12 protein-coding genes and 1 tRNA gene are annotated in these 12,916 nt (G+C 65.9%); 8 read left to right on the top strand and 5 right to left on the bottom strand.

Annotated features, from left to right (window positions below; all coding sequences use genetic code 11):
* Positions 1-228 precede the first annotated feature (228 nt).
* Positions 229-302: transfer RNA gene (locus CYFUS_RS29070), tRNA-Ile, on the bottom strand.
* Between the two features lie 452 nt (positions 303-754).
* On the opposite strand from CYFUS_RS29070, the gene CYFUS_RS29060 reads away from it, so the two are divergent.
* Together CYFUS_RS29060 and CYFUS_RS29055 are read left to right on the top strand one after the other, a co-directional pair.
* Positions 755-2,071, top strand: a complete 1,317-nt coding sequence (locus tag CYFUS_RS29060; RefSeq protein ID WP_232536870.1) for a hypothetical protein — start codon at positions 755-757, stop codon at positions 2,069-2,071.
* Positions 2,071-2,295 (top strand): DUF2283 domain-containing protein, encoded by a 225-nt coding sequence (locus CYFUS_RS29055; RefSeq protein ID WP_095988186.1) that lies wholly within the window; start codon positions 2,071-2,073, stop codon positions 2,293-2,295. The genes CYFUS_RS29060 and CYFUS_RS29055 overlap by 1 nt, the downstream gene beginning before the upstream one ends.
* Before the next feature lie 229 nt (positions 2,296-2,524).
* On the opposite strand, the gene CYFUS_RS29050 is transcribed toward CYFUS_RS29055, so the two are convergent.
* Positions 2,525-3,238 carry a hypothetical protein gene (locus CYFUS_RS29050; RefSeq protein WP_095988185.1) on the bottom strand — a complete coding sequence of 238 codons (714 nt, stop codon included), beginning with the start codon at positions 3,236-3,238 and terminating at the stop codon, positions 2,525-2,527.
* A gap of 871 nt (positions 3,239-4,109) precedes the next feature.
* Here CYFUS_RS29050 and CYFUS_RS29045 point away from each other — a divergent pair.
* The 5 genes from CYFUS_RS29045 to CYFUS_RS50995 are packed head-to-tail and all read left to right on the top strand — an operon-like array spanning position 4,110 to position 9,135.
* A complete protein-coding gene (locus CYFUS_RS29045) occupies positions 4,110-5,870 on the top strand; it encodes a hypothetical protein (RefSeq protein WP_157758722.1) in 1,761 nt (586 codons plus the stop codon).
* 21 nt (positions 5,871-5,891) lie between these two features.
* Positions 5,892-7,013, top strand: coding sequence for a hypothetical protein (locus CYFUS_RS29040; RefSeq protein ID WP_157758721.1), 1,122 nt, complete (start codon positions 5,892-5,894; stop codon positions 7,011-7,013).
* A gap of 22 nt (positions 7,014-7,035) precedes the next feature.
* Positions 7,036-7,407, top strand: a complete 372-nt coding sequence (locus CYFUS_RS29035) for a hypothetical protein (RefSeq protein ID WP_157758720.1) — start codon at positions 7,036-7,038, stop codon at positions 7,405-7,407.
* A 9-nt stretch (positions 7,408-7,416) separates the two neighbouring features.
* On the top strand, positions 7,417-8,784 hold the full coding sequence (locus CYFUS_RS29030; protein WP_157758719.1) for a hypothetical protein: 1,368 nt from the start codon (positions 7,417-7,419) through the stop codon (positions 8,782-8,784).
* Positions 8,785-8,832: 48 nt separating this feature from the next.
* Positions 8,833-9,135, top strand: coding sequence for a hypothetical protein (locus CYFUS_RS50995; RefSeq protein ID WP_157758718.1), 303 nt, complete (start codon positions 8,833-8,835; stop codon positions 9,133-9,135).
* A gap of 1 nt (position 9,136) precedes the next feature.
* On the opposite strand, the gene cysQ is transcribed toward CYFUS_RS50995, so the two are convergent.
* Genes cysQ through CYFUS_RS29015 form a run of 3 tightly spaced genes read right to left on the bottom strand, consistent with a single transcriptional unit; the run spans position 9,137 to position 12,147 of the window.
* Entirely contained in the window at positions 9,137-9,949 is an 813-nt protein-coding gene (gene cysQ, locus CYFUS_RS29025; RefSeq protein ID WP_095988180.1) for a 3'(2'),5'-bisphosphate nucleotidase CysQ, read from the bottom strand.
* A gap of 10 nt (positions 9,950-9,959) precedes the next feature.
* Positions 9,960-11,897 (bottom strand): SDR family NAD(P)-dependent oxidoreductase, encoded by a 1,938-nt coding sequence (locus CYFUS_RS29020; RefSeq protein ID WP_198316149.1) that lies wholly within the window; start codon positions 11,895-11,897, stop codon positions 9,960-9,962.
* A gap of 37 nt (positions 11,898-11,934) precedes the next feature.
* Positions 11,935-12,147, bottom strand: a complete 213-nt coding sequence (locus tag CYFUS_RS29015) for a hypothetical protein (RefSeq protein ID WP_002623870.1) — start codon at positions 12,145-12,147, stop codon at positions 11,935-11,937.
* 122 nt (positions 12,148-12,269) lie between these two features.
* On the opposite strand from CYFUS_RS29015, the gene CYFUS_RS29010 reads away from it, so the two are divergent.
* Complete coding sequence (locus CYFUS_RS29010; RefSeq protein ID WP_095988178.1) at positions 12,270-12,872, top strand: hypothetical protein; 603 nt, start codon at positions 12,270-12,272, stop codon at positions 12,870-12,872.
* Positions 12,873-12,916 lie beyond the last annotated feature (44 nt).

Raw genomic sequence — 12,916 nt, 5'->3', positions numbered from 1 at the left:
TTGCCCCATGGAGGCAGGGCCGGTCCAGCAGCGGTGCGGGATGAGGTCCAGTGCGTCCAGCTGGGGGAAATCGGCGAGGAGGGGGGCGCCACTTCCACTTCCGGAGGACGCGCCGCGTTCCAGTCGCGGAAGGCGGAGGCCCTGACGCCCGCTCGGGGGAGGAGCGCCGTACGAACGCTCAGGGCAAAAGAAAACCCCGGAATCACTCAGGGAGTGACTCCGGGGCCTTGGCCAGGGTCGGACTTGAACCGACTACCTGCGGATTATGAGACCGCCGCTCTAACCAGGTGAGCTACCTGGCCATCAGGTAATAGCGGCGCCCTTCTACTTCTCCTCCCGCCGACATGCAACTACTGAATGCGGGCGAGTGGGAGGACTCGGACGCGCGACCACGGGCGGCTCTATACCACAGGGGACGCCAGGGGCAACGAGAAGGATGCGCTCGCCTGGCTGGCCCTCTTTCGGCGCGGCCCGGCCGCCTACGTGGCCCATGCCCAGGAGGCCAAGAAGGCCGCTGAGGAGATCACATCGGGCAACGCGCCACCGCTGGGACGGATGAAGACGAGCTGGCCGATCAGCCATCACGTCAGCGGGGATGACCCGCCAAGGTCCTCATGCCGCAGCACGGGCGCTCTTGATGATCCCCTCGAATGATGCCGCCGAGAGCGGTGGACACCGGGAGTTGTCAGACCAGCAGGGTACCCAATTGGAGTGACTACCCATCAGGGGCGGTCATCATCAGGGGGGAATTCCCATGAAGCTGGGTTGGGCGGCGGTGTTACTGGTGGTCCTCGCAGGGTGTGCTACCGCTTCTCGGGTCGTGCGCCTGGACACAGGCCAAGCCGATACTCTCGTTTTTACACCACTCCCCGGTGCCGAGCCGGTGAAGTTGAACGGCAACGAGTTCAAGGAGGCCGTGGCGAAGCGTGCCAGGGAGGTTCGGCTCTCCACTCGGCCCCAGGAATCCGCCCGGAAGTTGTTCGAGGTCGAGATGCGGAGTGGTTCGTACACGTACGAGACACGCAGCCGCCGCATCACTTCGCTCGGGCCGGACGAAGATCTGGAGGGGACACCACCGGCGGCAGATGTGGAGTTGACTCGCGCCTACCTGCGCTGGTGCGAGCGCACCGGCAGGCCTGGAGACTGTCTGCGCCTGCTGACGGAGAGCCCCATCGTCAACGGGGACGGCCGTTTCGCTTTAGCCCTGGCCCTCGCCAATGGCGCCGTGCTCGACGAGATGCTGGAGGCGTTCAAGGACATGGCCGATCCACACGCCATGGTGGCGGCGGTGCTTTGGACCTGGACGACGTACATGGTCCTCATCTCGATTCCCGACGTGACGGTCTCCAAGGGCCTCGCGGCGGTGATGACCGCCACACTCATCTCCTACGTGGGCGTCGATACCTTCTGGGGCCTCGTCGTGGGCTTCAAGCGGCTGATGGACGAGGCAGATCGGGCCGTCACGTTCAACGAGCTGCGCGAGGCCGGGGAGCGGTACGGCAAGGTCATGGGCCGCAACGGGGCGCGTGCGTTCGCCATGCTGGCCACGGTGGCTCTCGGCAACACGGCGCCGGGGTTGGCGGCGAAGGTGCCGACGCTGCCCGGCGCGATGCAAGCGGCGGCGCAGGCCGAGACGCAGATGGGCCTCCGCCTCGCGGCAGTGGGGGTGGTCGAGACGGTTGTCATGAGTGCCGAGGCTGTCACGATCACCCTCGCCCCCAACGCGGTCGCGATGTCGGCCGGAGATGGCCGAGGCAACGGTCATGTCACGGGCGAGTTGACAGGAGGCGCGTCGGATATCCACGTTGATAAGGTGGTCAACAGCAACATGCCGCACGCGGCGGAACGTGCGGTTGAACGGGCCGGTTTCTCGAGCGTGCAGGATGCTCGCGCGGCCTTGCAGGAGTTCGGCCGTCAGATCGAGAAGTCGGGGCTTCCGCCAGGAACCATTCGGGACACGGCCCACGCGGACCGCGTCATCGTTCCTGGCTTTGGCCGAGGTGGTGCGGTCGTCTATCAGCTCAGGGATGGTGTATTGAAGCTGAAAACCGTTTTGCAGTGGAGGCCGTAATGGGGCAGACGGATTCCAAGAAGAAGCTCGGGCGCTTCGAGTTGCGAGTCTCCGAAGACGATCAGGACGTGGCTTATTTGCGCCTCCCGAGTCACCCCGGTGAGACCTGCAAGATGTCGAAGTCGATCAGGCTCGCCGAACTCATGGGGTCATACACGGGCCCCGATGTGGTGCTCGACTTCGACCAGGATGGAGTCCTGGTCGGAATCGAGATCCTGGCGTGATGCCCTGCCGATGAGGAAGCGCATGGCCCCGCTTTGAGCTGAGCACCCAGTGGGGGGCCTCTACTGGCCGGGGGAATGAAATCGCCCCCCAGCCCTACTCCAGTTCCGGGTTCTCACCAGCCCCGGGCGGAAGCGTCTCAGCGGGAATCGTCGCCTCGCGTGCCCGAGCATCCAGGAACAGGGCCCGAGCCGCATCTCCCAGGGGGCTGGGCCATTGGGTGGGGCAGCTCTAGACCTCACGACGGCGTGCTTCCCACTTTTCGTATTCCATCGGGCTCACGCTGCCGTGGATCGCCATGACCGCATCCGCACGTTCAAGCTCGCCACGGTGGAGCATCAGCGTGGCGACCCGGCGGACGGCCACCTGCGCCTGCATCGTGATCTGAAAGGCGAGGGCATTGAGCCTCGCTGCCTCTTGGCTGCTGTCGATACCGTGCTCACTCAGCATCTCCTCGGCCATCTTGGCATCTTGGATACTTCCGGGAGACAGTTCCTGGGGCTTGACGAGCAAGCTGCCGCAGAAGCCGGCGAAGGCCATCACCGCATACCGACGTGCCCATGTTGGCGCGGGACCATCCTTCGCCGGGTCATATGGGCAGAAGAATGTACGTGCGACGCTATGCCCGTTGGGATGGATGGACACGGACCTGATGCCGAGGCCCAGGATGTGGCCGACCACCGCATGAGCGGCCTCGTGGAACGCCGCTTCGAGTCGCCTGCGCTTGACGTACAAGTCCTGCAAGCGGGTCGTGAACCCGGCGATTTGCTCGGCCGGTACCTCTGCGAGGGGAATGTCCCCAATGCTGCTCACCGCCACAAGACGCTCCCAGGCACGATGAACTGCGGTGAGCGAGGCGGGATTATCGTTCACCGCCGCAAAAGCCTGGTCCAGCTCGTTGGCCGCGACGTTGAACTCGGTGATGAACCGGTGGAAGTCACCCATGTACTCTCTCCTGGAGGTCACGAACGCCGAACCGAATGTAGTGGGTACTCTAACGGAGGAGTCGATGAGCGCCGAGGGCCGGATGTTCCTAAGACTGCTTGCCGACCATGTTGCCCGGAGGATGAAGAACGAGAACGTGGCGCAGCGGTGGAAACAGGACGAGAAGGATGCGCTCGCTCGGCTGGCCCTCTTTCGGCGCGGCCCGGCCGCCTGCGTGGTCCCTACCGGGGAGGCCAGGAGCGCCGAGGAGACTCCTTTGGGCAACGCGCTGGTCGTCCCGACCCCTTCTCGCCGCGGAGAAGCTCCTCGGCCTCCGGGACCTCGAGCAGGCGCTCAACGGAGCGTTCACGCGGAGGAGGGGGACGTCACGGCCAGGAACGCCTGCGAGCGCCGCCTTCGCCGGGTTGGGGCCCCCTCATGGGCGGGGGAGCTGTCCTGTCGGCGACGCGTGGAAGGCACCGGCCATGGCTCCCACTGGACACGGACGGGATGCCGAGCGGTGAGCGTCTCTTCGCCGGGCTGCCCCGCCGGACGATTCCATCACCTGGCCAGGTCTGCTCTCATTCGGAAGTGTGAGGCAATGCCTGACCTTCGTCCTCTTGTTCAGAGGCCGAGAACTCATCCGCACCGAAGAACAGAATTGATGCATCGAGCCCCTGTGTCGACCATGTGCGTCGTAGGGATGGGTGGGAATGTGTGCTTGATGTATGCGGATGAAGTTCTCGGGTGAGCTGAAGTTCAACGGTGCATGAGGAGCGGATCCGCTGCCGCGTCATGCGGGCGGCTACCGCTCTGCCTTGCTGATCGAGTTGAGCGAACGCACGAAGGAAACACGCGTGAGTCAATTCGGCATGGGGATGGGGAAGATGTCATGAAAGCAAAGCAGGGGTTGATGGTGCTGGGGGTCGTGCTCTCCACGGGATCCGCGCTCGCGGTACCCAAGACGATGACCGAGGCGCTCCCGCAGGAGAATCGGGTCCTCCTCAAGCTGGCCGAGACGGATCAGGGCAAGAGCGCGCTGAAGTTCATCCTGAGCCTGGGCACCTACCAGGATCACGCGGATCCGACGAAGTTCTATTACTCGCCCACGTTCCGGGTGTCACCCAACCCCGCGGGCGCGGCGACCGTGGTCGCGAACGACGCGGCCGTCGCGCGTCGCAGCGAGATCGACACCATCAGCAAGGAAATCAGTCTGCTCTCCACCGAGGAGTTCATGGCGATCCGGAGGGCCTACTCGGTCCTCACGGCCAAGCTCCAGGATCCGAAGTTGACCCAACAGGAGCGCGATACCATCAACGCGGCTCGGACCAAGCTCGCGGCGGAGTTGGAAGCACTCAAGAACCGCGCCCAGAACAACGAGAGCGAGCTGCCCGCCTATGTGCTGGACGCCAAGTACGGTCGCATGGCGGATCTCTTTGGCTTGTCCGGGTTCCCTCTCTCGTCCGCCGACATCAAGGACGTGTCGGTGCGCACGAAGCAGCTTGGAGATCTCAGCCAGTCCAATGGCGGCATCCTCTCCGGCAACGTCTATTCGGGCTTCACTCCGGAGGAGATCGAGTACCTGAAGTTCTACAAGCAGGTCCGGGCCGATCTGGGGTTGTACCAGGTGAGTCTGGTCAAGCTCCCCATCCAGAGCATTTCGTACTTCTCGCTCGCGGAGACCATGACCGGGAGCAATGAGCAACAGCGTATCGGCGTGCCGCTGTTCCGCTCCATGAAGGGGAGCGGAGATGGCTCCTCGGGGACGTACAACTTCGATCTGACCCTCGACGGTGCCGAGAAGTTCGGTTCCGCGCCTCCTCCCATCGTCGTGCCCGTGGGGCTCAAGGCCCAACTCACGGTCCGCCCGCCCGCGTTGAGGGCACGGCTCTCGTGTAATTTCACCACGGGCTGGTCCGTCCAGGGACGAACGGACATCAAGGATGGATTGATCATCTTCAACGATGACATCTACTCCTCGATGGTGGCGAAGTCGGTGGCGGAGACGGACAAGCCGTGCCAGGTCCATGTCGAGGGGGGTGATGGCAGCGCGGCGCAGCTTGTCTACGCTCAGTCCCTGGTGGCGCTGCAGGAGCGCTTCACGAACCTGTACTTCGAGCGCGTCTCCCTCTCCTACGCCGAGAAGCTGACCTACTGGGACAAGGTGCAGGAGGACATCGCGGCACACCGTCACCAGGGGGCCAACGACGGATGGTCCAGTCTCTTCGGGAGCGCGCGCACCCTCGGCTACATCGGGACGATTGTCGGGGCCTTCTCCAATGCGGCGCGCTTCTACTGGCACACCAACACCCAGAACATCCAACACCTGAACACGGTGAAGTTCGAGCAGGAAATCATCATCGACCAGAACAAGCAGATCAACGTCGAGCTGGGGACGGCCGACATGTGTCTGGCCTGGAACCCTGGCTTGAAGCGGTACCTCGCCTGCACCGCCTCGGAGTCGGCCACGAGCCAGCCTGTCGAGGACGCCTATTCGGAAGCAAGGGATTCCTATCTGTGCGACGAGAACGATACGACGCCGGAGTGCGCGGAGCACCGCAACCAGGATGCCCCCGTGAACGACCAGGGAAACATCGAGTCGGAGGACCCTCCTCCTCCTCCTCCAGAGGTCTCGCTGCCAGACGAAATCTGATCCACGGCTCTTGAGAGTCGCATGCCGTTCAGTGGCCAGCCCCCTCGAGGGCTGGCCAAGTGCTTTGTGTTGGACTCAATATCCTTGGAGAAGAACATGCGCTTGCATTGGGTGATGGTCGCCGTGATCGCGTTTCCGGCGGTGGCCTTGGCCGCTGAACTCCCCGAGTACATCGGGAAGCTCCGGCGTACAACGACTTCGGACAACGTCTACCGGCTGTATGTGTCGCATGCGGGCGCCGATGTGACGGACAGTCTTTCTCCGGAGCTGAAGAACGCCTTGCAGAAGCAGTTGAATGTGTTCGGGGCGAGTGGTGTCTCCGTGCCATCCAGCCCCCTCGTGAGCATGAACGTGGATGTGCTCAATGGGCTTCAACTCGCCCTCGAGTTCCGTCACGTCCTGTCGTCGCAGCGGGCCTACCTGTCCTGCTTCCAGGCCTGGTACCTGTCCCTCCCGCCAGCGGAGGTGGATGCCCCGAGCCGGACGGTCCTCGCCGGGGACTTGAGTGAGGGATCGGCGGATGCCAGGCAGGAGCTCGCGACCGTCTACGCTCCGCTTTTCGCTCAGTACCTCCGGCAGGAGTACGTCCAATGCGCTCCCCGGTTCGAGCAATTCGAGATTCAGGACGACAACGGGACGTTTCTCTATACGGGGATCACCCGCTGGCTCAATGGGACCCTCACCCCGAGCTACGCGAACTTCGCGACCTTGCTCGAGCCGAGCAAGCCCGGCTTCAATGCCGCGCGAAACAGCACGCTCGCCCAGGTTCCGCGGCAGGAGTTCCTCGTCGCCTGGCTGAGCGCGGTCAAGGCGAAGGCCACCCCGCGGGACTATTTCGAGAGCTTTCCGCTCATCACGAACGTGGAGGATGAAAACGCGAAGCCGGCATTCCTGGCGCTGAGCGCGCTTCGTCGCTGGGCGAAGAGCGACGACGTGGCGGAGTATCTCGATCGAGGTGTGCTCACGAATGAACTCGCGACCGGATTGCGTCACGTGAACGTCATCCTGGAAGCGTGCTACCCGCCTGTCGATGGGCAGCAGGTGTACCGTTGCGGAGCCGGAGAGGATTTGGGCTCGCGTCTCGTGAGATTCACGCTGGCCAACGACGCGGTGGGGTCGTTCGGGTTCCTCGTGAAGCCGTGAAGTGTCCAGGAAGGAGCCGATCATGACGAAGAAGCGCTTGGGGCTCATCGCCGGGCCCTTGGGAATACTCTTGCTCGTTGGAATGTCCTGGAGAGACGCGTGGATGTCTGAGCAGAGCGCGCCGCGACAGGCCAGCAAGCCCAAGGAGGGTCAGGCTCGGAGCCCGCCGCCGTCCCGTGCGGAGGACGCCGTGGTCCAGCGGAGGGAGGGACCTTCGAAGGAGGCGGATCGGTTCCTGGTGTTGGGAAAGAAGCAGCAGATCAAGCTCGAACTCGACAAGCTTCAACTTCATCGTGTCTTCGACGATGGCACCACGCAGTACACCTACGAGGGTGGGACCGTGGTCACCATCCTCCCCGACGGGGAAGTCCTCCTGCTACCGGAGGAGATCTAGGAGTCCTTGATGCGCAGTCCCATGGTTGCATTGTGGTTGAGCCTTTCATCGAGTGCCCTCGCGGAGCCCCTGGTCGTCCTCCCCAACACCCTGGCCGTGGCGGAGGAGGACGGCCGGCAGTTCATCTCGGTGAGGGAGAACGGCGCGGAGATCGAGGCGAGTATTCAGTTCGTCACCAGCTGGAGCGAGTCCGTCGGTCTGCTCCGGGCGCGCCAGGGGGAGGCCTTCTATGGCCTGGACGTGGTGAAAGTGGATGTCCTTCCCACCCGTACTGAACTCGCGTCGTCTTTTTTCACCCAGGACAATCCAGCGTTGTTGGACGTCCGGTTCGAGTACGGCGTGAACAGGGTGACGATCAGGCTCCGCTTCAACAGGGATTATGACGTCAGTCAAATCCGTGAGGCGCTGACCTTCCCGGCCTCGCTTGGAACCGTGGATGGCCGGGTCATCTGTCTCGGAACCATGGTGAGCCCGCAGTGCGATGCGGAAATCAAGCGCATTCCGCTCATCAACCCGCGGGCCGTACGGATGAATCCCGCGGAGAATCTGCCCAGGGCGCACTACGTCTATCTTCGTGCCTATGCCACGCAGCTCATGATGACGTCGACGCCGTATCTCTCCGAGGCCTTCTCCGACATTGTCCGGTCGCGCTACTGGGCAGGCGGAAACTGCGAGCAGGTGGAGCTCGAGTGGCATCGGGAGGCCTGCCTCCTCGCACGCCGTTACTCCGGTGCTTCGCACGCCTCCTTGGGTGGGGCGATCATGGGGTTGGGGCGGCGGCTCTACCCGGAGGAGTCCTTCGAGGACGGAGAGGGCTTCCTGGTGGAGGGCGCGCATTTCGGTCTCCGTCAGCTCAACTCGAAGTTCGATTTCGAGAGACTCCGCCAGAAGCTGGAGCAGGAGTTCGTACTCGAGAACTCCGTGAGAAACATCCGTTCCGCTCTTCCGTTCGTCAATCCGGGGGAGGGCCTGCATCGCTGGCGCTTCGACATCCAGGGAAATGCCTTGTCCTGGAGGGGGCGGAAGATCGCGCTCGCGTCGGGCTCTCACATGCGGGGAGAGACCCAGTTGATGTTCTCGGCGCGCGGGCGGAAGTACCGTGTCCCCGTGAGCTACAGCATCCATCTGGGCTTCACGTATGACCCCTTGGCTCGGAAGGTGACACTCGACGACGTCCACGTCCAGAACCTGAAACTCCTTGGACAGGATTGGCCAGGCTACAACCCGGTCGTTGGATACCGGAGCGATATGGAAATTTTCATCAACGGTTACTTCACATCCGCACGGGAGAAGGCAAAGATTAGCAGGAGTATCGAGGTTTTCCTGACACGGCTTCAGAATGAACACACCGGGTTCGAACCTTTCCTGAATCCTTGAGCTGGAGAACCGCGATCCCAAGCGAAGCGCCCACAAGGAGTGGGAGTGATGACGGGATGCTGGACTCTCCTGGTGTTGTCCCTGGGTGTCTGTCTGACGGGGTGTGCTGAACATACCGTCAGACAGAATGGCGCCAATGTCGAGGGTGGTTTCGACTACCCGACGGGTGGCGGAGGTGGAACGGTGGATGGAGGAATGGGGCCGTCGTGTGTGGAACTCGACAAGGATGCGTCCTTCGAATCCGTCGTGGACAGACTCGAGTCGCAAGGCTTCGGCCATGGCCGCGCGATCGCGCTCGGGTTGTTCGTGAGGGCGGGGCGGCTGGAGGCGGGGATGGCGCAGTGCCCGTGATCTACCCGCCGCCTCGTTCCTCCAGCAGCGCCAGCCAGTCCCGACGCGCGTCCCCGAAGGCGAGGAAGGACGGGTTGGTGAGCCGCTCCTTGTTGTAGGCCAGCCGGCGGCCCGCGGTGTCCGTCACCGCGCCGCCCGCCGCTTCCAGTACGCACTGCGCCGCCGCCGTGTCCCACTCGCTGGTGGGCTGGAACCGGGGATAGAAGTCCGCCTTGCCCTCCGCGATGAGGCAGAACTTGAGCGAGCTGCCCATGTTGGCCGTCCTCGCGGTGGGCAGCCGCGCGAGCAGCGCCTCCACGCGCGGTCCCGCGTGATCCCGGCTCGCCACGATGACCAGCCGCTCGGGATCGGCGGGCCGCGTGTGCAGCTCCACCGGCGCCTGGCCCGCGTCCGCCCGGAAGGCGCCCTGGCCCCGCCGCCCCCAGTACGTCACGCCCGTGACTGGCACATGCACCACCCCCAGCACGGGCTCCGTCCCGGAGACGAGGGCGATGTTGACGGTGAACTCGCCGCTGCCCTTGATGAACTCCTTGGTGCCATCGAGCGGATCCACCAACCAGTAGGTGCTCCACTGGCGCCGCTCGGCCAGCTCCCGCTCGTCGGATTCCTCGGAGAGCACCGGCAGCTCGGGCGTCAGCCGCCGCAGGGCTCCGACGATGAGGGTGTGCGCGGCCTTGTCCGCCGCCGTGAGCGGGGAGTCGTCCGCCTTGCGCTCGACGTCCAACGGCCCCCCATGGAACCGCAGCGTGGCGCGCCCCGCCTCGCGGGCCACGTCGCACACCGCGGCCACCAACGCTTCGTCTGTCCGGCTCATGCGCGCTCCCTCAGTTCTCCTCGCCGGAGGGCTTCACGGCGGAGGAGGGGACGACGGGACGATCGAAGGACGTGTCTGGAAGCCCCTCGGACGCGGCCCGGAGCCGCTGGGCCAGCAGCTCCACCGTCGGCCCTTCCTGGAGGCACACGGGAGGCAGGGGGATCCCCGTCTTCTCACGCACCTGGGTCATCACCGTCATTCCGGTGCGCCAGTCGCCCCCCAGCTCGAAGAAGTTGTCGTAGATGCCCACCCCGGTGATGCCCAGCATCGACTCCCACACCTTCGCGATGGACTCCTCCACCGCGTCGCGCGGAGCCACATAGGCGGTCTCCAGGGCGGGCCGGGACGCCTTGCGCGCGACGCTCGGATCGGAGGCGGCGGGCTCGGCCCGGGGCGTGCCGTGCTCCGGGGGGCGCGGCGGTGGCTGGGGCATGGCGGGGGCGGACGGGCCTCGCGGGGTGACGGCCACCCGGGCCACGCCGTCGAGCGAGAGCACGCCGGTGAACAGCTCGGCGCCCTCGGCCGCCGTGATGGGCCGCGAGCCCAGGGGGGGCACGGTCGAGGGGAGCGCGTCCGCGTCGTGGGCCCAGCCGTCCCAGTCCACACTCACCCACGGCACCGGCGAGCGCTGCGCCTGGCGCAGGGCGAACGCGTCCATGAAGTTCATGGCCGCGGCATAGGCGGCGCTCGCCCCCCGCCCGTGCACCGCCGCGAGCGACGAGGCCAGCAGGCAGAAGTCGAGTGGCCGGCCTCGCAGCACCTCCTCGAGCGCGTACAGGCCACGCACCCGGCTCTGGAAGAGGACGCGCACGTCATCGGGCGTCAGGTCCGCCAGGGGACGCGAGAGCGAGGGGTTCATCGAGCCCACGCAGAACACCACCCCGTGGAGCGCGCCGAAGTGGGCGAGTGTCTCCTCGATGGCGGTCCGGAGCTGATCCCGATCCCCCACGTCCGCGCTGATCACCCGCACCTCGGCGCCCAGGGCCTCGAGTGCCCGCACCTGGAGGATCCGCCGCGAGAGGGGATCGCTCGCGTCGTGGGCCGCCAGCCAGTCATCCCAGTGGAGGCGCTCGGGCATCAAGGAGCGGCTGACGAGCACGAGCCGTGCCCGGGCGTGCCGCGCGAGGGCCTCGGCGTGGCTGGAGCCGAGGGTGCCGAAGCCTCCGAGCACGAGGTAGACCCCCCGCTCGCGCGGGGACAGCGGGCCCGGCACGCGCGCGGAGGACCGGGTGGCGGTGGGGAACCCGATGGGCGCGAAGGCACGCACGTGGCGCTGCAGGCCGCGGTACACGACGTCCTCGCTGGACGAGGCCGCGGCGCACTCGGACAGGAGCCAGGCGGTGAGCCGGGCCTCCTGCCAGCTCCCGGGCGCCGGGAGGTTCACATCCACCGAGCGGCAGGCGACGTGCGGGAACTCGCGGGACGCGGCGCGCACGGCCCCGAGCACCGTGGCCCGTTCGGGGCAGGGGGTCTCCTCACCCAGGGCCTGCATGCGGTGGGTGAGCACCACGAGTGACAGGGGCCGGGGCTCCTGGCGCCCGAGGGCCTGGAGCAGGAACAGGAGGGACTGGAAGCCCCCTTCCTGGGCCGGCTCGAAGGCCGCCTCCAGCTCTCCGGAGCTCCGAGGGGGAAGCAGGCTCCAGAGGTGCAGCACCCGGTCGGGCGCGAGCCCCTGGGGGAGCAGCAAGCGCAGCAGCAACTCGTAGTCCGTCGCCTCCGCGGGCTGGAGCGACCAGTGGTGTTCACCGAGCTGGGCGAGGCGGGGACCGGGGGTGAGCAGGATGACGCGCTGACCGGCCTCCTCGAGGCGCTGCTTCAGCCGGGCCCCGATTCCCTCCGGCCCGGGGGGCTCGGGCAACAGCAACCACCAGCATGCCCGGTGGGTGTCCCACGCCGCCGAGGGGGCGAGAGTGGGCCGCCACGAGGGAAGCGAGAAGCCCCCTGGCATGTCCTGCTCGGCATCCATGGTGGCGGAGGGAACGCGCTCAGGAAGCGCGGGGCAGCGTGCGGCGGGCTATTCCATCCTCCGCGTCGTCCGACTCGTAATAGAGGGTCGCCCCTCCCTCGTCGTAGACGACCAGCACGCGCTCGCTGTGGTCCAGCAGGCCGGTGGCCGCCGCGGCCGCCTTGCGGACCAGGGGATCTGCTCTCAGGGGGCGCTTCTTGGTGTTGCCTGTACGTACGGACGCACTGGGCATGGGGGTTGATGACTCCTTGAACCCGCCCATCAGGGAGGGGGGGGTCCCGTGCTATAGCCAACGGAGGACTTCGTTGACAAGCGCTTGACATGCCCTGCCTGGAAACGAGGTAAGGAAGCGTCATGAATCGCCGCGTCGTCACCGTCCTGGTGTTCACTCTCTGTCTCTGCACGACGGCGAGCGCCCAGACCTCCCGTCCCGCCGAGCTGTCGGCCTCGACCACTCCGCCCTGGTTTCCCCGGGCCGCCTCGCTGAGCGTGTCCCTGCGCGAGGGCGCGGTGCTGCCCGAGGCCCGCGTGCAGTGGCAGTTGCTGTTCTTCCGCAGCCGGAAGGACTCGCTCGGGTTGCTCATCGAGCCCTCGGTGGCCTTCGCCGCCGCCAGGCCCGCTTCCATCCCGGACGCCAGCGGCGCGCTCACCTCGCTCCAGCTCTACTCGCTCCTGTTCGGCGTGGGGTACACCAACCGCACCGAGTCCGGCCTGGAGTGGGGCTTCCAGGTGAGCACGGGTCCCACCTGGACCCGGGGGCGCTTCACCACCTCGCCTGCCCGGGAGTCTGCCTGGATGGGCCTGTTGGAAGGCCGCGCGCGGATCGGCTACCGCTTCGGTACCGTTGGCTCGGGTATCACGGTAGGGTATGGTGATCCCTACAACTACAAACGTTCGAGCCGTTCCCGGCCGTTCATCGGGGGCCTGCAGCTGGGTCTGTACGCGGACTGGCGCTAGGCCCCACTGGATCCTGTGCCCCCTGGCGGGGTGAAGTGTGTACT

This window comes from Cystobacter fuscus (assembly GCF_002305875.1).
GTDB lineage: Bacteria > Myxococcota > Myxococcia > Myxococcales > Myxococcaceae > Cystobacter > Cystobacter fuscus_A.
The sequence above is the reverse complement of the archived record's forward strand: the minus strand, read 5'-3'. Positions and strand labels throughout refer to the sequence as shown.